Raw genomic sequence first — 25,208 nt, 5'->3', positions numbered from 1 at the left:
GTGACTTCATCTTAAAGCTTAATCTGCCCCGGATTTCCGGCGCAGATTAAGCTTTTTTTGGTATGGATCCCCCTCGATAGAACGAATACATCGCGATGTTTAGGATAACCTAATCCTTAACTATGGATCGGAGTCAATCTGGAAAGGATGGATTAAATGGGTGGACAACATTATTCCATAAAAACATTGCTGATTGTGATTATTATATTACTTGCACTTCCGGGGTGCGGTCAGAAAAGTTACGACAGAGTTCCAAACCCAAATATGGGTGTAGGTCAGCTTCGGGTTAAAACCGGAGGACTCTTGCAAAATGCAGCACTACAAGACACACTTCGCATCGGAACAGAAGGCAATTATCCTCCATTCAGCTATCATGGAACTGGCGGAAGATTGACCGGCTTCGATGTCGAGATCGCTGAGGAAGTTGCCAGACATATGGAGATGAAAGCCGTCTTTGTTGAGGCTAAATGGAAGGACCTGCTACCTGGTTTAACAGAAGGGAAATATGACGCCGTTTTTAACGAAGTAGCCGATAATCGGAATCGTCGTGCCTTATATGATTTCTCTAATCCGTATATGACCTCTACCCCAGTCCTGGTAGTGCGATCGAATGAGAAGAACATCCGAGCCTTCACTGATCTGAAGGGAAAGACGACCGCCGTTGAAGCGGTCGGTGAGTATCAGCAGATCGCAGCCAAATATCAATCAAAAGCAGTAGTAACAAAAGATTTTACAGAGGCAGCTAACCTGCTTGTGAATCGTAAAGTGGATGCCGTTCTCACGGATAGTTTATCTATATTAAACCTGCGCCAGCAAACCCCGGATTTACCTGTGAAGACGGCTTATTCCCTGGACTATGTTAACCAGGTATGCGCTGTCTTTGCGAAAGGAAACTCCGACCTTGTAGCTGCGATAGATAACGCGCTGGAGACCATGCAGGCGGATGGTAGCTACTTGACTATATGGAAGAAATATTTCGGTGATTCTCCGTCAGCATACAAAGGAATTATTGACCGTGAGAAATAGGTCTCAGCAATAAAAAGCCCTCCGGTTTATTCCGGAGGGCTGAATTATAAGTCCGTTTTCAGCTTTTTATCTCGCTTGCTTCTTCCGCCTTTTCATCGTTAGCCTGAGCTGCTTCTACAGCGCGCGGAATATTAACTGATGCAAGAACCTCTTCGCCAGTTGCCATCAATGTTATACCTGACGGAAGTTTAAGATCAGCAACAGTTAGTTTATCGCCAATCTCAAGCCCGGAAACATCTGCTTCAATCGTTACCGGAAGATCTCCTGGCATTCCTTCCACTTCAAGCACTATTTCCTGAATTTGCAAAATACCGCCACTTTTCGTGCCTATAGCTTCTCCCTGATACTCCAGAGGAATTGAGACACGAACCGACTTATTCATCGAAATATGCAGGAAATCGATGTGTATTACTTTTTCTCCACGTTTCTGAATATCTTTAATCAGTACGGGAACCGGGTCAGATCCTGGAATGTTAAGATCAAACACTTCCGAACGTCCTGTCTGAAACAGTCTTGCTGTTTCTTTCAGATTAACGGACACCGGAATGCTTTCCGAGTCCGAGCCGTATACAACTCCGGGAAGCCCTCCATTTTGACGAATACTGCGGCGTGCAGCCCGCGTAAATTCATTCCGAATTTCAGCTGCTAGTTGAACATTGTTTCCTTTTGACGACATGATAAGCATCCTCCTTATTATGAAAACAAAGTCTAACTAATCATTACCCTATTTCCTTGGTAGTGAAACAATTATTTTTTCTTTATAGACTTCTTCTTATCTCTAAAAAGGAGCCTTCCAGTTACCGGAAGGCTCCTTTTGCTTAGTTTAACTGGCTAAATCTGAAAGGGAACTCCCTTCTCCGCTTCCGCTAATCACCTTGATCTTCAACAACTTCTCCCCAGGAGGAAACACGATAAAACGGTCTTGGTCCCACTCTCTCGCTTCCCAATCGTTCAAGCGAACAATACAGCCGATCCGATTCACATCGGATGCCGCACGGATAATAGCTGTAACTCCTCCATCATCCTTTTGTGTAAAATCAATCTTACCATCCTTCACACCTGTACCCCATACCCATAAGTTCCATCCGTCATACTTGTCATCTGCACGCTCATATTCCAATTCAATGGTGACAAGATTTTTTTTCGGCCGCTGCTTATCTGCACGTAGCACCATCATTGATAATCCCGGAACAGCAATCTCGGAGGTGTCGACTGTCATAAGAGTCTCTACTCCTGCTTTCTTCTCATTCACTACAACATTCCAGCCATATGGTGAAGCTGGCAGCTCCAATATGGTTTCGTTGCAACCTCCATTAACGATGACAACAATATCGCTCCAACTGTCTCCATTGGCATGGTTATTCAGGTGGTAAGCCACCGTCTGACCGCCACATTGAATAATCTCCATATGATTTTCAATCTGCTCACGGTTGTTCATCCTGAAAGCAGAATGTGTCCTTCGCAGTTCCAGCAGTCCTTTATAATATTGAAAAACAGGAAGAAATCGCTCTTTGTTTATCCAACGAATGGCGTTAACGACATCTCCACTCCGGTAGCTGTTATGATCGCCAAACTTGCTTCTCAGCAGTTCGTCACCTGCATGAATAAGCGGAATTCCCTGAGATACAAGCACAATACTGTTGGCAAGCAAACTTCGGCGCACCGGCTCTGAGGTCATGATATCGTGATCCGAAATAGCGAAATAAGGCCGGCAATCGAACACTTTTTCCAAAATGTCCCCGCCATCTGCAGGAGCTCCGTTATTCATGTGAAGCAATCCCGCTTCATGCCCCTTTCCCATGGAAGTGAGGACCTTATCCCACAAATTTAAATTATCATGTACAGTCACGTAGTTGATTGTCTCAGAGGCATCGTGGGCAAAATCGTGGATCGATCCCATCAGGCCTTCAGCCACTGCTCCCTCACACCAAGGTTCCCCGGTAGCAAACCCTTTGCTACCTCCGTCATTGTCACCTTTAATCGCATGACGATAGTTATCGTTAAACACGGCGAAACCTTTCCCCCGCTGTGTTCCCTTGACCGTCTTATTAGGCAGCGGGCTATCTCCTCCCGTCCAAGGCTCTCCATAAATTAAAATAGACGGATTTACTTCACGACGAAGCTCTTCTACGATCTCATAAATGGTCGTCGTGTCTATTAGAGCCATGAGATCAAACCGGAAGCCGTCCATGTGATATTCCTCAGCCCAATAGCGCAGTGAGTCTTTAATATATTTTCGTACCATCGGCTTTTCAGTCGCCAACTCATTACCTACTCCCGACCCGTTTGACAGGCTCCCGCTCCCATTTTGACGGTAGAAGTATCCGGGAACAACCCGTTCGAACGGTCCGTCATCCACTGTATAGGTATGGTTGAACACCACATCCATAATGACTCTAATACCCTTCTTGTGAAGTGCCTGTATCATTTCTTTACATTCTCGGATACGAACCTCCGGCTTTGTCGGATCAGTTGAATAAGAGCCCTCCGGTACGTTATAATTTTGCGGATCATAACCCCAGTTGTATTCTGTTCCCTCAAGCTCATTAACCGTCTTAAAATCAAATATGGGCAGCAAATGCACATGCGTTACGCCCAGCTCAGCAAGATGGTCAATCCCCAAGCTGTTACCATATTCATCACTTAAACCCGTTTCTGTAAACGCCTTGTACTTCCCTCTATATTTCATACCGGAATCCGGTGACATGGAAAAATCCCTTACATGCAGTTCATACAGTACTGCATCTGTCGGCTGTATCAATGGAAGTCGCTTATCGAGATCCCAGTCCTTCGGACGACAGACTTCCGGATCAACAATCGCTCCACGGTACCCATTTGCTGACACTGCCGTCGCATACGGATCTACAGCAAACCGGTATTCACCATAATCCTGTTCTATTTTGTAAAGATAATATTTGCCCGCCATATCTCCGGCAATAATGAAAGTCCAAATCCCCTCATCTCCACGGGTCATCTGGTTTTCTTGTCCGCCACCATGATTCGTGACTGCTCCGGATTCATCATAATTCCCGGCATCCTCATACAATACAAGGAATACCGTACGGGCTGTAGGTGCCCACAAGCTGAAGTAGCTTTGATTCTTTCCATAAGTTACTCCAAGTTTTATATCCGTAATAGGATTGATCATGTCCATACTCATCATTATCACCGTCACTTTTAAAGTAGATTCATTTAATAGTATTGGCGCCTGATTCATAAGACAGACCTCTATAGGCTGATAAATCGCTTACACTTTCAGTTTATGCTAGGCGGAACAATTCGGTTTGGGCTTCAGTCTACGATTAAAAAGAGCACCCGTCTATAAAAGACGGATGCTATGAAATACCCTTGATAAGATTTCAGAAACCATGATCATTCATATAACTTGTTCATTGCTTATTCAGCAGTTACTTGTCTCACGAGCTCAACAACTTCTTCCGCCGTGCGCATATCCAGCGCTTTTACCGCAAGTTCTTGCATTTCTGCACGAGACAGGCGGGAAATCTGGCTACGCGCCGGAAGGATCGAGGTTGCACTCATGCTGAACTCATCCAGACCTAGACCGAGCAGCAGCGGGATCGCAATAGCATCTCCTGCCATCTCACCGCACATGCCGGCCCAGCGGCCTTCACGGTGAGCAGCATCAATAACCATCTTTACAAGACGGAGAATAGCCGGATTATACGGCTGGTACAGATAGGATACCCGTTCATTCATCCGGTCGGCAGCCATGGTGTACTGAATCAGATCATTGGTTCCGATACTGAAGAAGTCTACTTCCTTCGCGAACTGATCAGCCATAACAGCCGTGGATGGAATTTCCACCATGATGCCCAGCTGAATGTTCTCCGAAACAGCCGTACCTTCAGAGATCAGCTTGCTCTTTTCTTCTTCCAGAAGAGCTTTCGCTTCGCGGAATTCACCCAGTGTAGCAATCATCGGGAACATGATCCGCAAGTTGCCATGAACACTTGCCCGAAGCAGTGCCCGAAGCTGAGTTCTGAATATATCCTGACGCTCCAGACATAGACGTACAGCCCGGAACCCAAGGAACGGATTCATCTCTTTCGGCAGATCCAGATAAGGCAGCTCTTTGTCGCCGCCGATATCTAGCGTACGGACAACGACAGGCTTTCCTTCCATTCTCTCAAGTACTGTCTTGTAGGCATTGTACTGAATTTCTTCGGAAGGCAATTTGTCGCGTCCCATATACAGAAACTCCGTACGATAAAGACCTACAGCTTCACCCCCGTTATCCAGAACGCCGGCTACATCATTTGGCGTACCGATGTTAGCGGCAAGCTCAACATGAACTCCGTCTTTCGAAACCGTAGGCTCATTGCGAAGCTTTCTCCACTCTTCAACCTGCTTCGCATAAGACTCCTGTTTGCTGCGATATTCCGCAACTATTGCCTCGGAAGGGTTAATCAGTACATTCCCCTCAAGTCCGTCAACGATGATCAGATCACCGTTTTTCACCAAGGAAAGAACGTTCTTCGTTCCGACGACTGCAGGTATCTCGAGTGAGCGGGCCATGATAGCCGAGTGTGAAGTGCGTCCGCCAATGTTTGTTGTGAAACCTTTGACATATTTACGGTTCAGCTGTGCAGTATCTGATGGTGTCAAGTCTTCAGCAATGACAATAACTTCTTCATTAATCTCAGATGGACTTACATAGTTCAGTCCAAGCAAATGCTTAAGTATACGCTTAGTTACATCACGCATATCAGCTGCACGCTCTTGCAGATAAGCACTCTTCATGTTTTCAAACATCTTAATAAATTGCTCAGCTGTTTCATTCAGTGCGTATTCTGCAGTAGCCGATTCAGCGGCAATTTTATCTTTAACCGGAGTGATAAGCTCTGGATCGTCCAGGATCAGAAGGTGAGATTCGAAAATCTCAGCCTTCTTCTCACCCAGCTCTTGACGGGTCCGTTCCTTGATTGCTTCCAGCTCAGCACGGGATTTATCCAGCGCGGCATCCAGCTTCGCAATCTCACTGTTAACGTCCTCCGCCTTTTGAGTTGTTACGGTGTAATCCGGATGCTCCAAGGTAAATGCACGGGCAATGGCAATACCTGCCGATGCCGCGATTCCCTTAATATTATTCATTGAGTTCGCCCAGCCCTTCGTTAATCATAACGTCCGAAAGTGCGGACAGCGCGTCGTTCTCACTTGCTCCTTCCGAGATCAACGTAAGTGTATCGCCTTGCTCCAGTCCCAGAGACAGAACACCTAGAATTGATTTTAAAGTTACTTTTTTACCATTAGCCTCAGCAAAAGATTCTGTATCCTTAAATTTATTAGCTGTGTTTACCAATGCTGTAGCTGGGCGTGCGTGGATTCCATCCTCGTCGATAATTCTGAAAGTTTTTTGCATGTTTTTCATCCCTCTTTCTTCATTTTTAAATAATTACCCAAATAAACTATTTAATCGTAATGATATTGGGTTCACCTGATTTGACGACACCTGTTTTATTGAGCGTCACCGACACTCCCTCAGGAAGATTGGAGAAGATGATCGGAGAAATAATCGATTTAGCATGCTCTTTCACATACTCCAGATCTACTTCCATAATCGGCTGACCAGCCGATACAAGGTCGCCCTCGTTAACGAGCACTTTAAAGCCTTGTCCCTTTAACTTAACCGTATTTACACCAATATGAACAAGCACTTCTTTACCGCCGTCCGACATGATGCCGACCGCATGTTTGCTCGGGAATACATTAAATACTTTACCGTAAACCGGCGATGAAATCATTCCATCATGTGGCAGTACTGCAAATCCATCACCCGTCATCCGTTCAGAGAATACCGGATCAGGCACGTTGGAAATATCCATCAATTCCCCGTTAACTGGAGCGACGATATCTTCCATGATAACAGCATCGCCACCCTGTGCTGCCTGCTGTTCCACAACAGCTGGTTCCTCCTTAGCTGTGGCTGTAGAAGGGGCAGGCGTAATACCTGACATGATGTCTTGAATTTGCGATTTAATCGTATCCGACCGGGTACCAAAAATCGCTTGAATATTATTACCTACTTCCAGTACACCAGAAGCGCCCAACTTTTTCAAACGAGCTTTATCCACATTCCCCTTATCCTTTACTTCGACACGGAGACGTGTGATACAAGCATCCAGATGCGCAATGTTCGGTTGTCCGCCAAGTGCGTTCAGGATATTGTAAGGCAATTCATCCTTACTGCCTCCACTTGATTCACTGTTCTCTTCCTGCTCGGTTGCTTCCTCACGACCAGGTGTCTTCAGATTGAACCTGCGGATGACAAAGCGGAATCCAAAGTAGTAGATCACGGCCATAACCAAACCGACGATGATAACATTCCACCATGGTGTACGGTTTGGAATAACCCCAAAGATCATATAGTCGATCAATCCACCCGAGAAAGTCATACCAATCTTTGTGTTCAAAATGTGCATGGTCATAAAAGACAGACCCGCAAACAAAGCGTGAACCGCAAACAGAAGCGGTGCTAAAAAGAGGAATGAAAATTCGAGCGGCTCTGTGATCCCTGTCAGGAAGGAAGTCAGAGCTGCGGAGCCCATAATACCCGCAACATACTTCTTGTGTTCTGGTCTGGCCTCGTGGTAAATCGCGAGTGCTGCAGCTGGAAGACCGAACATCATAAACGGAAACTTACCAGTCATGAAAGTACCTGCGGTAAATTCAACACCATCTCGGAGCTGGGCCATAAAAATATTCTGGTCCCCGCGTACTAATTGTCCAGCCTGGTTTACATATTCACCGAACTCAAACCAGAACGGAGAATAGAAGATGTGATGCAACCCGAACGGAATCAATCCACGCTCCACGACGCCAAATACAAACGCAGACAGTGTTAAATTCTGCTCTAGCATGAAGTGGGAAGCGGAGTTCAATCCCGTTTGGATTGGCGGCCAGATTACCGTCATCAGCAAGCCCAGTAATACCGAAGTAGCTGCTGTCATGATCGGTACGAACCGCTTACCTGCAAAGAAGCCCAGGTAGGATGGCAGTTCGATTTTGAAAAATCTGTTGTACATGCTGGCTGCTAATATACCGACAAGGATACCGCCGAATACTCCGGTTGCCAGTGTTGGAATGCCGAGCACGCTTGCATACGCATTATCGGTACCGATCATGGACGGTGTAACACCGATCACCGTTCCCATGGTCACGTTCATGACAAGATAACCGATAATTGCGGCAAGACCCGCAACCCCTTCACCCCCAGCCAATCCGATGGCTACACCGACGGCAAACAGCAGTGACAAGTTCGTAAATACGATCTGTCCGGCGTTCATCATTACGGTTGCAACGGATTGAACCCAGTCTGCATCGAGCCATGGCGCATATTGGAGGAAGTCTGGATTGACCAGCATATTGCCCAGTCCAAGCAGCAGCCCCGCCGCTGGCAGGATGGCAACTGGCAGCATGAGAGCCTTACCAACTCTCTGCAAAACGCCAAAAAACCGTTTAAACATAAAATTTCTCCTTCCATCTAGTTGTCGAATCAAAGGTGTGGAGACAAAACTTCAAACCAAAAAAAGGCATAAGCATACACCAGGATTCGGTTAATTCTAATTCTTTATGGGTTAGATTACCCATAAAGGAGTAGAAACAACCAAAAATGACCTGTTATATACTCATGCCTGATCGAATCAGTTACACGTTGATTTGTAGTTCTGTTAGTTTACTGTCCGTATTGTAACACCCATAATGTCAGGTTTCAAGTCCATTAGACACACCTCACAAAATATTCACCAATTATTCACTTTGCTCTTTTCTTTGAGCAAGTCTCTGCAGATGGATACTCAAATACCCCGCTTCTGCCGGATAGATCGGTTTTTTCAGACGCTGTTCCATCATCTTGGTTAGCTTCCAGGCGAGAGCATACATTTCAGGATATTCTCGCTTGAGGAGGCTGTCGAGCCCACCCGCTTCTTCGACAGATTCTCCACGCCGTATTCTTTCCAAGGCAAAACGCAGATGAGTAATCAATCTAGAATAGTCAAGAGAATCCCGAGGGATGACATATTCCAGCTTATGTTCAACCATCTGTACGAGATCAGATACAAGTTCGGAGTACTTCCTCACCTCTGAGATATGCTGATTTGTCAGTGCTCCGTGAAAGTGAAGAGCGATGAAGCCAACCTCGTCTTGCCCAAGATCCACGCCAAGCCGCTTCTTAATAGTCTGCACCGCATATTCAGCCATCTCAAATTCTTTAGGATATAATTCCTTTGTCTCATACAAAAAAGGATTATGTATTAGAAGACCTTGTGCATGGCGTTTAATAGCAAATGCAATATGATCGGTCAAAGCAATGTGTATATGCTCGTTCAGCGGCCCACTGCCAGATTTCGTGGCATGGAGGATAATATCATTCATGGCTTCAATTAACTGTTCATCAATCTGGGGTACCAGCTGTTTATACTGCTCCTGTTCCTCAGGTTTGGTCAGAATAAACATCTTCTCTACGGCTGAGAGCGGTATCATATCATTCGTCTTACGGTTAAAACCGATCCCTTTGCCGATTACAACAACCTCATCATGTTGAGGATGTTTTGCTATGATTACATTATTATTCAATACTTTAGCCACTCGTAAGCTGCTCACATCCGCACCCCATTTGCTAACACATATATCCCGCTAATTCTAACAGATAACTGCTGATTCAGCAAAAATAAGTGTCTTCCATTTTTCTGGAGGTAGCTCGATTGGAAATGATATCGAAAAACGGACAGCTCTATAGTCAGAGCCGTCCGCTGAGGGTTATTGTTCTTCTTTAGCTGCGCCCACTTCCATCGTTACCCGCTCTGGTTCAATAGCAACCGGCTTCTGGGCCGGAGCCGCAGGACGTTTCGTCAAGCTTTGAATCAACTGCTCGACATCGATTCCCGATACACTTTTCAGCATTTCAGGAGCGGTAGACATCAGTTCTGTTACATAATTGCTCACACGAGCCGCTCCTTCGCCCTTACCGGTATCAACAACCGTCAGCTTATCAATGGAAGCAATTGGCTGGGCGATTTTGCCGGCAAGCTCAGGCAGCATCTTGACAATAATGTCGAGCACAGCCGCTTCTCCAAATTTTTGGAATGCTTCAGCCAGCTTTTCTTTTGCATCTGCTTCTGCCAAACCGCGCAGACGGATAACTTCTGCTTCCGCTGTACCTTTGGCGCGTTCGGCATCTGCCACTGCTTGACCTTCCAACCGTTTCTGCTCAGCAGAAGCTCTGGCCTGAGTCTCGATAGAATATTGTAAGGCATCAGCTTCACGCATTTTACGTGCTTTATCCGCCTCCGCAGCCTGCTCAACCGCGTAGCGGTCAGCGTCGGCTTTTTTCTTCACTTCCGCATCATACTGCTTCTGACGAACCACAATTTCTTTGTCCTGAAGATCGATTTCCCGCTCTTTTCGGACGAGTTCCACCTTCATTTGCTCTTCCACCATCGTCTGTTTGGCTCTGGCTTCTTGAATATGGTATGCCTGGTCGGCTTCCGCTTTCGCGGTATCCTGATCCCTCTTAAAGGAGGCTACTTTCAGTTCTTTCTCTTTAGCCGCCTCGGCAATGTTCGTATCGCGCAGCAGTTCGGCCTTCTGTCCTTCTTCTTCTGCACGTGCTTTTTGAATACGAGCATCCCGAACTGCCTCAGCTTCGGCGATTTCCGCATCACGTTTTACCGTTGCGATCCGCGGCTTACCAAGCGCCTCCAGGTAACCATGCTTATCGCGTACATCCTTGATGGTAAAGGATACAATTTGCAGGCCCATTTTTTTTAGATCGCGGGCAGCCACGCCCTGCACTTCCTGAGCAAATTTATCTCGATTACGATATACTTCCTCGACAGTCATCGAACCGAGGATGGCACGCAGATGACCTTCCAGCACCTCCTGGGCTTCACCCTTCAGCGCTTCAATCGGTTTACCTAGGAACTGTTCGGCTGCTGTCGCCACATCTTCAATGGAGCTTCCAATCTTGATAATCGCCACCCCATCCGCCAAAACCGGAACACCTTGCTCCGTATAAACCTCTGGCGTCATGACATCAAGCTTGTGGGATAAAAGTGAAACAAATTCCGAATTCTGAAATACTGGTAAAATAAAAGCACCGCCGCCACGGACGATTTTGATTCTACGCCCGGACTCATCTTCTGAAATATTTTTACTGCCAAGAAACGACCCGGTTACGATCATCGCTTCATCCGGACTAACCGTTTTGTAACGAGCCCAAAAAGCCAGACCCAATACGATAATGACCCCTACAACAATGGACGGTATGACCAAATACTCAGGAATGTTCATAATCATCTCCCTTTCGCTCTTCCAGCTCAGATACTCTCAGGACACCATCGGCCACTTCCACGACAACCACCCGGACCCCGGCAACCAGCGGCGTTTTGTCAAAACTGGAGGCAATATGTAGTGTATTGCCTGCGCCTACTCTCACCATAACTTCACCATAACCTTCAGCTGGCAACGGAATCGTAACTTCCCCGATTCTTCCAGCCAACTCCTGTATGGAAAAGCCAGTAGAGTTTTCACTGTTCTCCATCGGCCGCACATAACCGAAATACACTGCGATCGATAACAGAATAGCAACAAGCAAAGATATGACCACCTGCGGCATTGAGGATAGGTCGGTGTACTTTACCAGCATGATGCCTGTACCTCCAAAAACAGTGACTCCCGCTGCCAGTACTACTGGTTTAAAGAAATCAACGGACAGAAAATCCAGCATCCCGTCCAGCGCTCCACTTAGAACATCTCCAAGCAGCACCGTCACAACGGCAAACAATACCCCACCGATCAGACATCCCCAAAACAGCGCCTCCATTTTGACTGCCTCCTTCAGAATCCCTCACTGTATATAACAAGTAATACGGAATAAAGTTAACTTCGTTTCAAATATTTACCTAGCTTTACATGATTCTCACTTTATTCTTATTCGATTTATAACAACAAAAAAACTGCTCATGTTGAATGAGCAGGTTTTCCAATATTTAAGTACTAAAGTGACATCTTGTATATCTCTACAGCATCTTCCCGCTGCAGCTTGCGGAAATTTCCAAACGGACCAAAGCGTACTGCTTTATCTGCCATCACTTCAATATCACTTCCGTCGATATCATAATCAGCCAATGTGCTTGGTGCCCCGATGGATGTCCAGAAATCACGCAGAGCCCGGATTCCCTCGAGACCTGCTTCCTTATCTGTTTTACCTGCTTCATCAACACCGAATACATTTACAGCCAAACGTTTGAAACGCTCTGGATTGACATCGATATTATAAGCCATCCAATTCGGGAACAGAATCGCAAGACCTCCGCCATGCGGAATATCGTATACCGCAGATACGGCATGCTCGATGTTATGAGTGGCCCAGTCGCCTCTGAGGCCCATACTGATCATATCGTTCAGTGCCATCGTTCCGCAGTACATAATCGTCTCCCGGAGGTCGAAGTTCTCTAAATCATCAATAAGTTTAGGTGCCGTTTCGATAACTGTCCGGAGAATTGTCTCACAGAAGCCATCCTGAATCGGAGTATTGGTATCCAGGTGAAAATAGTGCTCGAGTACATGAGACATGATATCCACCATACCGTATACCGTCTGGTCTTTCGGCAAGGAAAACGTATGTACCGGGTCAAGGATGGAGAACGCAGGGTATGCCAGTTTGCTGCCCCAGCCCATCTTTTCCTTCGTTGCTTCATTGGTAATGACCGAACCACCGTTCATCTCCGAGCCGGTAGCTGCCATCGTCAGAACTGTGCCAAGAGGGAGAGCATCCTGAGGGACCGCCTTACGCTCCACAAAATCCCACATATCGCCTTCGTATTTTGCACCGACAGCAATTGCCTTGGAGCAGTCTAGTACACTCCCCCCGCCGACAGCGAGAATCAGATCAATATGATGCTTGCGGCATAACTCTACGCCCCGGTGAACTGTCGACAGGCGCGGATTGGGTTCGACTCCACTTAGTTCAGTGACTTCGGCTCCGCACTCTCCAAGCAGAGATACCACTTGGTCATACAACCCACTGCGTTTAATGCTGCCTCCACCATACACGAGAAGTACTTTTTGCCCGTATTTCGGTGCTTCTGTCTTTAGAGTACTCAGTTTTCCTTTACCAAAAAACAATTTGGTCGGATTATAAAATTCAAAAGGTCCCATGCCATTTCAACCTCCAATAACTTAATCTTGTAATGAAATAACGATTTAATTATACTCTCCTGTTCTTTCAAAACCAAACAACCGCAGTTCCGGACAGGAACTGCGGCTGTTCACCATTTCGTTATATCATTATTCGGTAAGTCATACCGCTGAATAGCCCGTACTTTCGAGGAAGCGACAGAATGCCTCACGGCCCTCCGCTGTATGCTTATAGACACCGGCCTGTTCAAGTATAGTCGTGAAAATACCGCCAACCTCGCTTCGGATCAAATCCACGGCTTCACCTTTAGTTATTGTTGCTCCCACTCGCTCTTTCAACTGTTCAATCCAGTCACGGTGAATCGCAAGTGTGTGTCCCTCCGACTGTACCGCTTCATACAGCGCATCATCTCCTGACAAAATATCCGAAATCTGATCTAGCTCCAGCTTAAGACGACCAGGCAGTATCGCCAGACCCATGACTTCAATCAGGCCGATATTCTCTTTCTTGATATGATGCATTTCGCGATGCGGGTGAAATATCCCCTCTGGATACTCATCGTTCGTCCGGTTGTTACGAAGCACCAAATCCATTTCGTATACGTCCTCAGCATTCCGGCGCGCAATCGGAGTCACCGTATTATGACGAATCCATTGCCCATCCACCTTGCTGTCCGCCTCAATATCAGCAGAGGGATCACTGTAACTTTTCCATGATTCATAAATATGATTTGCACATTCAAGCAGCATACCCGAGTCATTCGAGGATAAACGGATGACTGACATCGGCCAGTTGACAATACTGACTGATACATCCGGATAGACCTCATTTTTGAATCCGGCTACTTTTGGAGCATTTTGAATCGGGAATGTGTGCCGTCCGCCTTGGAAATGATCATGTGTCAGGATGGATCCCCCAACAATCGGAAGATCCGCGTTTGAGCCAAGGAAATAATGAGGATACGCATTCACAAAACCGAGCAAGCGCGCGAGCGTATCTTTTGTTAATTTCATCGGAACATGATCATGCTGAAACACAATACAATGCTCGTTATAGTACACATAAGGAGAGTATTGAAAAAACCACTTCTCCTTGTTCAGTTCCAGCGGAATCACTCTCAGATTTTGCCGAGCCGGATGATTGACCCGCCCTGCATAACCAACATTCTCACGACATAGCTGACATTTCGGATATACAGGTGGAGGAAGCAGCTTCGCCATAGCGATTTCTTTCGGACTCTTTTCCGGTTTGGACAGGTTGATCGTAATTTCGATGTCCCCATACGCACTCGGATGCTTCCAATACTCGTTCTTGGCGACCCGGTCCATCCGGATATAGTTGGAGTCGATGCACAGCTTGTAAAAATCGTTCGTTGCCGCTTCAATACCGTGCATCTGCTCCGTCTGGCTGAATGCATGAACTACCTCGGAAGGACGGGCCATCAAGCGTCCCATCATTTTGGCGTCCAGCAAATCACGGTACGTGTCCGTATTTTCAGCAATCATCCCATTTGCAGCAGCATAATCGATCAAGATATCCAGCTGCGACTGCGGGCCGTCAAGGATCTCCTCGTTCACCTGTCCATTGTAAGGCTCGCTAAATCCAAAGTCTTCCAGAAGCAGATTGCGGCTATAATCGTAATCTGCTTCCTTGATTAACGCCTTGCGCAAGGCAAACAACACAAGACGTTCTATCGCGTGCAGAGCATCTTCCATTTCGGGAGTTCTTGCTGTCAGGTTTTCCATCGTCAGTCCCCCTTAGTTGCCGCTATACCCGTGCGGGTGGCTGTTATGCCATCTCCAGGCGCTTTCAATGATATCCTCCAGCTTGTTGTAGGAAGGATTCCATCCAAGAATACTGCGGGCCTTCTCGGACGAGGCAACCAGAACAGCCGGATCACCGGCACGACGGGCTTCCATCACAACCGGAATGTCACGTCCTGTTACCTGTTTCGACGTTTCGATGACTTCCTTTACCGAGAAGCCGAGCCCATTACCCAGATTGAACACATTGCTGTCCTCACCGCGGCGCAAGTAATCAACTGCACGGATATGTGCGTCAGCCAGGTCACTTACATGGATATAGTCTCGGATGCAGGTGCCATCAGCTGTAGGATAATCCTCACCAAATACGGAAATGTGATCACGCTGTTTCAAAGCAGTCTGAAGCACAAGCGGAATCAGATGACTCTCCGGACGATGATCCTCGCCAATTTTGCCGCTAGCATGGGACCCTGCCGCATTGAAATAACGCAAAGATACGTACTTAATGCCCAGCACTTTATCAAACCAGGACATCATTCTCTCCATCATCAGCTTCGTTTCGCCATATACATTCGTCGGCTGGGTGCAGTCCTTTTCTTCAATAGGCACCTTCTCCGGCTCACCATACGTCGCAGCTGTGGACGAAAATACGATTTTGCGTACACCGGCCTCATTCATCGCTTCCAGCAGGCATAGTGCACCGTTAACGTTGTTGTCATAATATTTCACGGGGTCCTTCATACTCTCGCCGACAAGAGAACTGGCCGCAAAATGAATAACAGCATCAATTTTATTCTCGGCGAACAGCGCTTTCAACAACGCCTTGTCGCGCAAATCCCCCTCATAGAGCTTTCCACCCAGAAGAGCTTCCCGATGCCCTGTTTCCAGACTGTCGATCACAACAACTTCCTCACCGCGTGTAAGCAGCTCAGCTACAGTATGAGACCCGATATATCCGGCACCGCCGGTAACTAAAATCGCCATATTACTACGCCTCCTTTACTTCATGTACACCTTGACCAACGCCGCACACATAGAACTCGGGTTTGAGCCCCGTTCTGACTTCATAGTGGTATGTGACTTCCTCGATTACCTTCTCGACATGATCCTCATGCACCAATGCCACGGTACAACCGCCGAAACCGGCACCGGTCATCCGTGCTCCCAGAGTACCTTCCTGACGCTGGAATTCTTCCACCATCGCGTCCAGTTCATCTCCAGTTACTTCATACAAATAGCGCAAAGAATCGTGAGACTGATTCATATATTGTCCGAATGCCTCAAGATCGTTGTTCTTCAGTGATTCAACCGAATCAAGCACCCGCTGATTCTCTTCCACTACATGCTTGGCACGGCGTCTTATGGTTTCGTCCAGAATGCTGTCCTGCAGGGTAACGAACTGGTCAGGATTCAGCTGAGCCAAGTATTGAAGGGAAGGAATTTCCTTTTGCAAAATTTCCAGAGCCTGATCACACTCACCGCGGCGTTCGTTATACTTAGAGTCCACCAGTCCTCTTCGTTTGTTCGTATTGGCAATCACAATTTTGTAGGACCCTGTCTCAAAAGGCACCAATTCGTAATCCAGCGTATCGCACATCAGCAAAATAGCGTGGTCTTTACGCCCATTAGCCACCGCAAATTGGTCCATGATCCCCGAATTGACGCCAACAAACAGGTTCTCCGCCTTCTGGGACAACTTCGCAATTTCAACAGTGTCTGATTTATGGCCTTCCATCGACATCAGAGCATAAGCGGTTACAACCTCAATAGAAGCCGAAGAGGAAAGTCCAGCTCCGTTTGGAATATCACCTTGATACAGCAGGTCATAACCTTTGGTCAGTTTATAGCCGAGTTTATCCAGTTCATGAATGACGCCTACCGGATAGTCGGTCCACTGGCCGCTTTTCCCGCCAAAAGCATCTTTCATGGAGAGGGTTACTTCGTAAGGTATATTCGTGGAAGCCAATGAAATATGCTGATCGTCACGATCCCTGATAATCAGCGTTGTCCCGAATTCGAGAGCTGCTGGAAGTACATACCCTCCGTTATAATCCAGATGCTCGCCAATTAGGTTTACTCGTCCCGGTGCATTAAACACCCGAAGCGGATACCTGCCTTCACCGTATTTTTCTAAAAACATCTTTATTAGCTGTTGTGTATTCATCCCGTTAATCACTCCATCCTGTACGTATGGTAGTACCGATATCCATAGTATAAAAGATTAAGGTGAAGAGGGTAATGCAGTCTTGTGTGATACATATGGATAAATGTGACCTTACGTTGTAAACTACAAGTAGCTGTGACCGTCTTCTCATAACGATTTACCCAATGAAAAAAGGAAGGTCTCTCCATGAAAAAAAAGGAAAGTTATTCTGTGTCCTCCAATCCGGTTCAAGCGGAGTTTGGCAAGCTGAATGTGCTTTTTGCTGGTGAAAGCCAGACCAAACCCGAACATGCTTTAGGCCCGAAAATATATGACTACTACTTACTGCACGCCATTGTATCCGGACACGGAACATTCCGCACGGAAACCGATGTTTATGAGCTTGGACCCGGTGACTGTTTTCTTATCCACCCCGGTCAACTCGTCAGTTATGTGTCATGTCACTCTGATCCATGGAAATATCTATGGGTCGCTTTCACTGGAGAAACAGGTCATTCTCTGGTGGAGTCTGCCGGTTTCCTCCCAGGTTGCCCAGTCCTGAACACAACCAATAAAAGCGAAAACAGCAAGGTTCCTGAATATATTCACCATATTCAAGAACATTTTCATATGAAACAAGAAAGTGCGCATACAGCCGCGGTCGGCTTCCTGCACCTCATTTGGGCCGAGATCATGAACTGCGCCACTCAACCTTCCCGGCTAACGGTGGTAGAGCCGCAGGTGCAACGAACGGTCAAGCAGATGATTAACTATATGACTTCCCAGTATGCACACCCTGTCTCTATCGAGCAAATGTGCGTGAGTCTCGGATATAACCGTGCATATTTATCACGGATTTTCAAAAAAGAAACAGGTATATCACCTGTGACATACCTGTTAAAATTAAGGATCGATCAAGCCAAGCGGTTGCTTCGCGAGCGCCCTGAGCTTTCGGTTGAGCAGATTTCCTCCTCGGTCGGCCTAACCGATCCGCTATATTTTTCGAGGCAGTTCAAACGCTTCTGCGGACAATCCCCCACCAGTTACCGTAAAGAGATGACCGGTATCTAGAAAGAGATCACGACATACGAAATAAGAGATCCTTTTATTCGTTGTAAGACACTACGAGTACGAATCGTTCCTACAATCGCTCTTGCCCCCGAATTTCCTGAAATCATAAATCATGGTTGAAATTCGGGGACAAAGGCGGCCGCTGCCGCTTCTCCAGAATCGATTCGTCCTCTCCGCTGCTTCATGACTGCTAAGAAAGCAGCAACAGATCGAAATCATAAAATGGCGGTTCAGATATAACTCCCTGTACCGCTATTTCGTGACTCAAGTGTGCTCAACTCTCCAAAAAGGTTACCGTTTTTCGATAATACTTAAGGCTGAAATTATCCTTCGTTTTCCGTTTTTAAGATCGTCTCAATGCGATCAAGTTCTTCCTTCGAGAATTCCAGGTTGTTTAGTGTTGCTACATTATCCTCGATCTGACTGACTTTGCTCGCTCCGATCAGGGCGGAGGTCACTCGTTTACCTCGCAAAACCCATGCCAAAGCGAACTGAGCCAGACTTTGACCGCGAGCCGCAGCTCAGTGCGCGAATCTTGCGCAACACTTCTGGTGTGATGTTGTTCTCGTTCAGGAATACAGATGGACTTGCTGCCCGGGAATCGTTCGGAATGCCATTCAGATACTTGTTTGTTAACAAGCCCTGTTAAAGTGGAGTGAATGCAATAACTTATGTACTTTTGCGAAGCAAGTCATTGATCTGTGTCATGACCTGACCGATACGATCTGCGATGAGCAGGCCGGCTCGATGGTCGTAAGGGGTTGGGTCTGCATTGAGTAGAGCTGTCTTACTTCCGTGAAAATAAGTCACAAGCTCTGCAGCCGGATGTACCGTGAGCGATGTACCGCCGATAATGAGTAAATCCGCCGTGGATATTTCCTGAATGGAGCGCATCAGAATTTGTTGGTCCAGTTCTTCTTCATATAATACAACATCCGGCTTGATCACACCGCCGCAATCCGAACAAAGCGGAACCGTCTCCTGAATGCCCATAACATCTTCCAATGAGTAGAACCGTGAGCAGTCCATGCAGTAATTTCGGTGAATGGAACCGTGCAACTCGAGCACTTCCGTGCTTCCGGCTGTCTGATGCAAACCGTCAATATTTTGTGTAATGACGGCCTTAAGCTTACCTTCCTGCTCAAGTCTAGCCAGCAGCTTGTGGCAGCCGTTGGGCTTTGCATGAGGATGCAACATTTTACTGCGGTAAAAGTCAAAAAACACCTCGGGATGATTCATAAAAAACGTATGGCTGAGCATTTCCTCCGGAGGATACGGCGAATGGTGCTCTGTTTGATACAGCCCTGCGGCTGACCGGAAATCCGGAATTCCACTTTCTGTCGATGTTCCGGCTCCCCCAAAAAAGACGATATAATCACTTGCTTCTATCCAAGTAGCCAACCTTTCGTTCTTTTCCCTGTTCTCCAATCCATACACCTCCGTACAGCGCCATAAAATAACGAATCTAATAAACTACCTTCATTTCATTATAATCGGAGATGACGACTTCGGCATCTATAAGATGATTGTCTTCGCCCTCTCCTTGATAAAGCCCGACAGCCAGTGCAGCACCAGCTTGCCTTGCCATCTGCATGTCTCCGTTACTATCTCCAATAATAACGGCTTCACCTGGCTCTAATCCAAGCATTCTGCATGCCTTTTCTGCCATTTCAGGGTGTGGTTTACCGTTCTCAACTTGATCCCGGCCGATTACTACTGAGAAATAAGAGCGGATTCCCATCCATTCCAAATGCTCTAGTGCCGCTGCGGTCGTATCCGAAGTAACCACTGCCATTTCTAAAGAAGCGTTCCTGCAAGACTCCAAAAATGTCTCCAGTCCCGGCATAGGAAACGCCGGTTTATGCTGGCGTATTTGGTACATCGCATTTTTCGTAATCTGGTTTACTTGTATGATGGCTTCATTCCAAGGCATTCCCGCAGCGTACAGCTGCCAAGCCAGAATTCCGCTCGTTTCCTCCGCAGTTCCCATCGCAAGCGGCCCTTGAACATCGTAATCCGATACAGCGCCCCCAGAAACATGTAACGTTCCGAGCACCTTCTCTTTAGGTACGGTAAAACCGGCTCCCATAAGCTCCAGACGTTCTTCCATGAAGCGTAGAACATAATCAGCCCAGCCTCCCCAGAGAGCCATAAAATGAAGCAAAGTACCATCCTTGTCGAACAATACCCCCCGGCACGGGGATGAATGTCCATTCACCTGAATAAGCGGCAAGCAGAATCCCTCCCTTTCATTCGATGATACTCTTTCTATATTGAAATGTCTCCTTTTTCTTCCTTTCTATTACTCCTTTCGAACACGTACTCTACTGCCTGTGGATATTCAATGCTTTGACACATTTGAAAACGCTGCAGCGTCATGCTTTGTGATTATTATCACCTATTAAAAACCTTAAACGGAGTAATTTTAAATTGTAGCTTAACGTGAATTATCAAGACAAACAAGCAATATATAAAGGCCCGGCATAATTCAAAAAAGATAGGGCCATGGAGGGAAACCATGAACCGCACCATTGAACAGAAAGGTGAAACCTTCTTTCTAAACCTGCGTTTTATTCTTATCGTCACTGTGTTTGTCGGTAATGCCATTGAACCTTTAATTAGCCGGATGGACAGTCTTCACACATTGTACCTGTGGATTTTTTCATTTCATATGCCTTTGTTTGTTCTCGTTACAGGTTACTTTGCAAAAAGTTCAATGATGGGTAAGACCGGCCGAAAAGTGCTACTCCAAATCGCTATACAATATGTTATTTTCCAAAGTTTATATTCTTTACTGGATGCTGTCTTCTTCCATGTAGATGATATACATCGCTCCTTCTTTGCACCTTACCTCCTGCTGTGGTTTCTATTCAGCCATGCATGCTGGCGTTTATTGCTATTATCCGTGGGCAAATTAACGGCAGGGCAGCAGCTTCTCTTCGCAGCAGTACTCGGCGTAATTGCCGGATACTTACCGGTAGATGGTGTCTGGTTGAGTGTCAGCCGTACGTTTGTTTTCTTTCCATTCTTTTTAGTAGGGTATCATTTTTCATTCGAAACATTCGCTCTGCGCTTTAAACCATGGATTAAAGGTATCGCAGCCACGATCTCGCTCCTCCTGTTTATTGGGTTTAGCGTTTGGGGAAGCAATCTTCCAACAGGATGGCTTTATGGGAACATGACCTATGCAGAGCTTGGCCAAGACGTGTGGTATGCAGGCCTGTTCCGGATTGCGGTTTACGCTTTACAACTGACTGCTTCCGCCGCATTCCTCGCCTGGGTTCCAATGACAATGGGGCGCATTACCGATCTTGGCCGCCGCACGTTGTATGTGTTCTTGCTGCACGGTTTCATTATCCGGCTGATGGACTTTTCCGGTCTCCATGAATCCATCTCGCATTTTGGAGGAGCAATGCTGCTTATCGCTGCTGCCATACTGTGTACGGTCCTTCTTGCCCAGCCCGGCTTTAAACGCTTGTTCCATCCCGTCATTGAACCGTCAGTAGACGGAATTCTTCGTCTAGAAAATCTGGCAATGCGACGTTTTTTTGTAAGATAACACCATAAATCTTCCAATATCCCATATCATTGAGAGGGTGTCCTAAAAGGTCCGTTGACCTAGGGCGCCCCCTTCTCTGTTGTAAGGCGCTACATGTACGAATCGTTCCTACAATCGCTCTTGTCCCCGAATTTCTTGAATTATTCCCCTCTTCCTTTCTACTAAAATCGAGTAGAAAAACATGCCTTTTTGTGATAGACTCATTTAAACCGAAACGTTCATTACTGGTACCCGGCTGCTTTGCCGGTGAACCGCGATAAAGCACTAGTAAAATCTAATATAAAAGATCTGGGGGGAAACCGACATCATGACAGCAAAAAAAATGCGTTCAGACATGATTAAAAAAGGTTTTGATCGGGCACCGCATCGCAGTCTGCTGCGTGCCGCCGGCGTGAAGGAAGAAGATTTTGGCAAACCGTTTATCGCCGTGTGCAACTCTTATATCGATATTGTTCCAGGCCATGTACATCTTCAGGAATTCGGTAAGATCGTTAAAGAAGCCATCCGTGAAGCTGGCGGCGTTCCGTTCGAGTTCAATACAATCGGGGTAGACGATGGAATTGCCATGGGACACATCGGCATGCGTTATTCACTCCCGAGCCGCGAAATTATTGCAGATTCCTTGGAAACCGTCGTTTCGGCCCACTGGTTTGACGGTATGGTCTGTATCCCGAACTGTGACAAAATCACGCCAGGCATGCTGATGGGTGCACTGCGTGTTAACATCCCGACCATCGTTGTCAGCGGCGGTCCAATGAAAGCAGGTGTCGACAGCAAAGGACGTAAACTGTCTCTGACTTCTGTATTTGAGGGTGTTGGTGCCCATCAGGTCGGTAAAATTAATGATAGCGAGCTGCTTGAACTGGAACAGTACGGTTGTCCAACATGTGGTTCATGCTCTGGAATGTTCACGGCTAACTCCATGAACTGTCTTTCCGAGGCGCTGGGCCTTGCCCTTCCGGGGAATGGTACAATTCTTGCGATTGCAGACGAGCGCAGAGAGTTTGTTAAACAATCGGCTCGCCAACTGATGGAGCTTATCAAGCTGGATCTCAAACCGCGTGATATCGTAACCCGTGAAGCCATCGACAATGCATTTGCACTGGACATGGCGATGGGCGGCTCGACCAATACTGTTCTCCACACGCTTGCTCTTGCCCACGAAGCAGGCATTGATTACCCGCTGGAGCGGATAAACGAAGTGGCAGACCGTGTACCTCATATTTCGAAACTGGCCCCGGCCTCCGATTATTTCATTGAGGACGTGCATACTGCTGGCGGCGTGAGTGCAGTGCTCCATGAACTGCTTAAAAAGCCAGGAGCCCTATTTGGTGACTGCATTACCGTAACAGGCAAAACACTTGCTGAGAATGTGGCAGGATGTGAAATCCAGGATACCAATGTTATTCATCCGATCGACCAGCCTTATTCCGAACGTGGAGGCCTTGCTGTCTTGTACGGTAACCTTGCTCCGGAAGGTTCCATCATCAAAGTCGGTGCGGTAGACCCTTCTGTAGGCGGCTACCATAAAGGTCCTGCCATCTGCTTTAACTCTCAAGAGGAAGCACTTGAAGGCATTGCAAACGGCAAAGTGAAGGAAGGCAACGTCGTTGTTATTCGCTATGAAGGTCCTAAAGGCGGACCGGGCATGCCAGAAATGCTTGCACCGACCTCTCAGATCGCAGGTATGGGTCTTGGAGCCAAAGTCGGTCTCATTACCGATGGACGCTTCTCTGGAGCTTCCCGCGGCATCAGTATCGGCCATATCTCCCCAGAGGCAGCTGAAGGTGGACCTATCGCTTTCGTTGAAGACGGCGACATCATTGTGTTGGATCTGAACAACCGTATCATTCAGCTTGAAGTCAGCGACGAAGAAATGGCTGAACGACGCACCCACTGGAAAGAGTTTGAGCCTAAAGTGAAGACAGGCTATCTTGCCCGTTATTCCAAGCTCGTAACGAACGCAAGCTCCGGCGGCGTCCTGAAAATCTAATAATTACGAGAACTAACATATAAAACCCGCCTCTTGAAAATTCAAGGGCGGGTTTTATTTAGGATGATAGACCTTGTGATGCACTGCCTATGGGCAGATCACTTAATTCATGTTCCTCCGCGCTGTCCTGCTTGGGTGAGCGGTACGAACGGCTGCCTTTTTCTGCATAACGGTTAATTAACACATCCACCGGCATCATGAGCAACTTAGGTTCCATCTTTTGACTTCCTTCCTTCAGGCGGGATTGACCTTTAGGATGAATAACACTCAGCAAAATTTTAAGATATATGCGCGCTGAACTTGCAAACAGCCCCTGCGGTAGATCCTGGACATGAAAACCGAACTGTTCCGGTCCACGAGAAATCATTGTTACTCCGTATAAACCTTTGATATCCATATACTCCGGCCGTTCTAGCACCATGTTGGCCAGCGTAGGGAGATCCTTTTGCATCGCTCTGATCATTTGAATGGCAAGCTGCATTTCCGAACGGGACCGACTTCCGATACGAAACAACTTCTTGTTGTCAAAGTGAAGCTCTAGCACCTGATCGCCTTTTTCTAGACGGGTGCCGTCATCCATTGTTACCGTCTTGCCTTGATATGAAATAGGCCGGAAATGAAGCATGGGATCTTTTGGCGTTACAGTCTCAAGCTGGAACAATACATGAAATACTTTTTCCCACAATAGCCATAGCGAAACCACCATACGCTTCATGATCGAGAGTTTAGCTTTTTGCAATTTTTTCTCGCTATTAATCATCGTGTCTATCCGTATACTTTTCAGATTTCTACGTTGTGCTTCTTCCAGCACCTGCTCTAATGCAATCAGCATATTCACAGGAGCATCTGGATTCGCTCCCACCGTCGTTCCGCAATCATGCAGGAGCATAACTTCCCCAGGCTTTAGCTTCCGGAGCATACGCTTGGCCAGTTTATCAGAGCCGGTCTTGCTACGCCAATCTCCAAACATAGCCGACCATAATACGATCCGATAGCCGCTGTTTTTGGCAAAGTCAAACAAATTCACAATACCCCACGGCGGTCGATAAAAGGTTGGACGCTCACCCGTTACATTGTAAATGATGTCATCGGTCCGTTTAAGCTGCATTCGTACTGTTTTGGGCCGCATTAGCCAATTGCTCTTATGAATATAGTTGTGAATTCCAATCAGATGGCCTTCTTCATGAATTTGTTTTACCACATCCGGATGACTCTCCGCATGGGAGCCAACCAGAAAAAAGGTCGCCTTCATATCATAACGCTTCAAAAGATCGAGCAACTGAGGCGTATATACGGGATCCGGCCCATCATCAAACGTCAGAGCGAAATCCTGCTTCCCCGTACCCCTACGAAATACTCGAAAACCAAAAATCCGGGTAATAAGCCCGGGAATAAAGGCATAAAAAGATGAAAGATAAAACAACCAAAGCAGTAATGTCTGCATGCCAACTCCCCGCTTCTCTTTTCTTTTTACTTTGGCAATACACTATTTATTA

Annotated in this window: 19 protein-coding genes and 1 pseudogene; 4 read left to right on the top strand and 16 right to left on the bottom strand. The window is 46.9% G+C overall.

Annotated features, from left to right (window positions below):
• The first annotated feature begins 156 nt into the window (after positions 1-156).
• On the top strand, positions 157-1,026 hold the full coding sequence (locus MNQ98_RS07930; protein WP_241932689.1) for a transporter substrate-binding domain-containing protein: 870 nt from the start codon (positions 157-159) through the stop codon (positions 1,024-1,026).
• A gap of 58 nt (positions 1,027-1,084) precedes the next feature.
• Here the strand turns inward: MNQ98_RS07930 and MNQ98_RS07925 are convergent, their stop codons facing one another.
• The 12 genes from MNQ98_RS07925 to MNQ98_RS07870 all read right to left on the bottom strand — a co-directional run bounded on the left by MNQ98_RS07925 (position 1,085) and on the right by MNQ98_RS07870 (position 17,110).
• On the bottom strand, positions 1,085-1,702 hold the full coding sequence (locus tag MNQ98_RS07925; protein ID WP_241932688.1) for a 50S ribosomal protein L25: 618 nt from the start codon (positions 1,700-1,702) through the stop codon (positions 1,085-1,087).
• Positions 1,703-1,849: 147 nt separating this feature from the next.
• On the bottom strand, positions 1,850-4,243 hold the full coding sequence (gene pulA / locus MNQ98_RS07920) for a type I pullulanase (protein ID WP_241932687.1): 2,394 nt from the start codon (positions 4,241-4,243) through the stop codon (positions 1,850-1,852).
• 179 nt (positions 4,244-4,422) lie between these two features.
• Positions 4,423-6,138 (bottom strand): phosphoenolpyruvate--protein phosphotransferase, encoded by a 1,716-nt coding sequence (ptsP, locus tag MNQ98_RS07915; RefSeq protein ID WP_241932686.1) that lies wholly within the window; start codon positions 6,136-6,138, stop codon positions 4,423-4,425.
• On the bottom strand, positions 6,131-6,406 hold the full coding sequence (locus MNQ98_RS07910; protein WP_208915211.1) for an HPr family phosphocarrier protein: 276 nt from the start codon (positions 6,404-6,406) through the stop codon (positions 6,131-6,133). Before MNQ98_RS07910 ends, ptsP begins: the two co-directional genes overlap by 8 nt.
• Before the next feature lie 46 nt (positions 6,407-6,452).
• Positions 6,453-8,510 carry a glucose-specific PTS transporter subunit IIBC gene (gene ptsG, locus MNQ98_RS07905; RefSeq protein ID WP_241932685.1) on the bottom strand — a complete coding sequence of 686 codons (2,058 nt, stop codon included), beginning with the start codon at positions 8,508-8,510 and terminating at the stop codon, positions 6,453-6,455.
• A 283-nt stretch (positions 8,511-8,793) separates the two neighbouring features.
• Entirely contained in the window at positions 8,794-9,645 is an 852-nt protein-coding gene (gene glcT, locus MNQ98_RS07900; protein ID WP_241932684.1) for a glucose PTS transporter transcription antiterminator GlcT, read from the bottom strand.
• Between the two features lie 156 nt (positions 9,646-9,801).
• Positions 9,802-11,340, bottom strand: a complete 1,539-nt coding sequence (locus MNQ98_RS07895) for a flotillin lipid rafts scaffold protein FloT (RefSeq protein ID WP_277883731.1) — start codon at positions 11,338-11,340, stop codon at positions 9,802-9,804.
• Positions 11,321-11,866 carry an NfeD family membrane protein gene (locus tag MNQ98_RS07890; RefSeq protein WP_241932682.1) on the bottom strand — a complete coding sequence of 182 codons (546 nt, stop codon included), beginning with the start codon at positions 11,864-11,866 and terminating at the stop codon, positions 11,321-11,323. The genes MNQ98_RS07895 and MNQ98_RS07890 overlap by 20 nt, the downstream gene beginning before the upstream one ends.
• 173 nt (positions 11,867-12,039) lie before the next feature.
• A complete protein-coding gene (locus MNQ98_RS07885; protein ID WP_241932681.1) occupies positions 12,040-13,203 on the bottom strand; it encodes an iron-containing alcohol dehydrogenase in 1,164 nt (387 codons plus the stop codon).
• A gap of 141 nt (positions 13,204-13,344) precedes the next feature.
• A complete protein-coding gene (locus MNQ98_RS07880; RefSeq protein ID WP_241932680.1) occupies positions 13,345-14,928 on the bottom strand; it encodes a UDP-glucose--hexose-1-phosphate uridylyltransferase in 1,584 nt (527 codons plus the stop codon).
• A gap of 12 nt (positions 14,929-14,940) precedes the next feature.
• Positions 14,941-15,930 (bottom strand): UDP-glucose 4-epimerase GalE, encoded by a 990-nt coding sequence (galE, locus tag MNQ98_RS07875; RefSeq protein WP_241932679.1) that lies wholly within the window; start codon positions 15,928-15,930, stop codon positions 14,941-14,943.
• Between the two features lie 4 nt (positions 15,931-15,934).
• On the bottom strand, positions 15,935-17,110 hold the full coding sequence (locus tag MNQ98_RS07870) for a galactokinase (RefSeq protein WP_241932678.1): 1,176 nt from the start codon (positions 17,108-17,110) through the stop codon (positions 15,935-15,937).
• 186 nt (positions 17,111-17,296) lie between these two features.
• Here MNQ98_RS07870 and MNQ98_RS07865 point away from each other — a divergent pair, with 186 nt between their 5' ends.
• On the top strand, positions 17,297-18,160 hold the full coding sequence (locus tag MNQ98_RS07865) for an AraC family transcriptional regulator (protein ID WP_241932677.1): 864 nt from the start codon (positions 17,297-17,299) through the stop codon (positions 18,158-18,160).
• A gap of 323 nt (positions 18,161-18,483) precedes the next feature.
• On the opposite strand, the pseudogene MNQ98_RS07860 reads toward MNQ98_RS07865, so the two are convergent.
• The 3 genes and pseudogenes from MNQ98_RS07860 to MNQ98_RS07850 all read right to left on the bottom strand — a co-directional run.
• Positions 18,484-18,826, bottom strand: a pseudogene (locus tag MNQ98_RS07860) (aldo/keto reductase); the annotation flags it as partial.
• 3 nt (positions 18,827-18,829) lie between these two features.
• The gene (locus tag MNQ98_RS07855) at positions 18,830-19,588 is read right to left on the bottom strand and encodes an NAD-dependent protein deacylase (RefSeq protein WP_241932676.1); all 759 of its coding nucleotides are present in this window, start codon (positions 19,586-19,588) and stop codon (positions 18,830-18,832) included.
• A 37-nt stretch (positions 19,589-19,625) separates the two neighbouring features.
• Positions 19,626-20,393: an HAD family hydrolase gene (locus MNQ98_RS07850; protein ID WP_241932675.1), complete on the bottom strand. Its 768-nt coding sequence runs from the start codon at positions 20,391-20,393 to the stop codon at positions 19,626-19,628.
• A gap of 285 nt (positions 20,394-20,678) precedes the next feature.
• Between MNQ98_RS07850 and MNQ98_RS07845 the strand changes: the two genes are divergently transcribed.
• Positions 20,679-21,719, top strand: a complete 1,041-nt coding sequence (locus tag MNQ98_RS07845) for an acyltransferase family protein (RefSeq protein ID WP_241932674.1) — start codon at positions 20,679-20,681, stop codon at positions 21,717-21,719.
• Between the two features lie 307 nt (positions 21,720-22,026).
• Positions 22,027-23,712: a dihydroxy-acid dehydratase gene (ilvD, locus tag MNQ98_RS07840; RefSeq protein ID WP_241932673.1), complete on the top strand. Its 1,686-nt coding sequence runs from the start codon at positions 22,027-22,029 to the stop codon at positions 23,710-23,712.
• A gap of 58 nt (positions 23,713-23,770) precedes the next feature.
• Here the strand turns inward: ilvD and MNQ98_RS07835 are convergent, their stop codons facing one another.
• On the bottom strand, positions 23,771-25,156 hold the full coding sequence (locus MNQ98_RS07835) for a polysaccharide deacetylase family protein (RefSeq protein ID WP_241932672.1): 1,386 nt from the start codon (positions 25,154-25,156) through the stop codon (positions 23,771-23,773).
• Positions 25,157-25,208: the final 52 nt, after the last annotated feature.

It is taken from the genome of Paenibacillus sp. N3/727 (genome assembly GCF_022637315.1).
In the GTDB taxonomy this organism is placed as follows: domain Bacteria; phylum Bacillota; class Bacilli; order Paenibacillales; family Paenibacillaceae; genus Paenibacillus_AQ; species Paenibacillus_AQ uliginis.
The sequence above is the reverse complement of the archived record's forward strand: the minus strand, read 5'-3'. Positions and strand labels throughout refer to the sequence as shown.

Bases quoted from the DNA above. Each gene is read 5' to 3' on its own strand.
- MNQ98_RS07930 (WP_241932689.1), top strand. From the start codon at position 157: ATGGGTGGACAACATTATTCCATAAAAACATTGCTGATTGTGATTATT.
- MNQ98_RS07845 (WP_241932674.1), top strand. From the start codon at position 20,679: ATGAACCGCACCATTGAACAGAAAGGTGAAACCTTCTTTCTAAACCTG.
- ptsG (WP_241932685.1), bottom strand. From the start codon at position 8,510: ATGTTTAAACGGTTTTTTGGCGTTTTGCAGAGAGTTGGTAAGGCTCTC.
- MNQ98_RS07910 (WP_208915211.1), bottom strand. From the start codon at position 6,406: ATGCAAAAAACTTTCAGAATTATCGACGAGGATGGAATCCACGCACGC.
- pulA (WP_241932687.1), bottom strand. From the start codon at position 4,243: ATGAATCAGGCGCCAATACTATTAAATGAATCTACTTTAAAAGTGACG.
- MNQ98_RS07925 (WP_241932688.1), bottom strand. From the start codon at position 1,702: ATGTCGTCAAAAGGAAACAATGTTCAACTAGCAGCTGAAATTCGGAAT.
- MNQ98_RS07880 (WP_241932680.1), bottom strand. From the start codon at position 14,928: ATGGAAAACCTGACAGCAAGAACTCCCGAAATGGAAGATGCTCTGCAC.
- ptsP (WP_241932686.1), bottom strand. From the start codon at position 6,138: ATGAATAATATTAAGGGAATCGCGGCATCGGCAGGTATTGCCATTGCC.
- MNQ98_RS07835 (WP_241932672.1), bottom strand. From the start codon at position 25,156: ATGCAGACATTACTGCTTTGGTTGTTTTATCTTTCATCTTTTTATGCC.
- ilvD (WP_241932673.1), top strand. From the start codon at position 22,027: ATGACAGCAAAAAAAATGCGTTCAGACATGATTAAAAAAGGTTTTGAT.
- MNQ98_RS07865 (WP_241932677.1), top strand. From the start codon at position 17,297: ATGAAAAAAAAGGAAAGTTATTCTGTGTCCTCCAATCCGGTTCAAGCG.
- MNQ98_RS07885 (WP_241932681.1), bottom strand. From the start codon at position 13,203: ATGGGACCTTTTGAATTTTATAATCCGACCAAATTGTTTTTTGGTAAA.
- MNQ98_RS07890 (WP_241932682.1), bottom strand. From the start codon at position 11,866: ATGGAGGCGCTGTTTTGGGGATGTCTGATCGGTGGGGTATTGTTTGCC.
- galE (WP_241932679.1), bottom strand. From the start codon at position 15,930: ATGGCGATTTTAGTTACCGGCGGTGCCGGATATATCGGGTCTCATACT.
- MNQ98_RS07895 (WP_277883731.1), bottom strand. From the start codon at position 11,340: ATGATTATGAACATTCCTGAGTATTTGGTCATACCGTCCATTGTTGTA.
- MNQ98_RS07870 (WP_241932678.1), bottom strand. From the start codon at position 17,110: ATGAATACACAACAGCTAATAAAGATGTTTTTAGAAAAATACGGTGAA.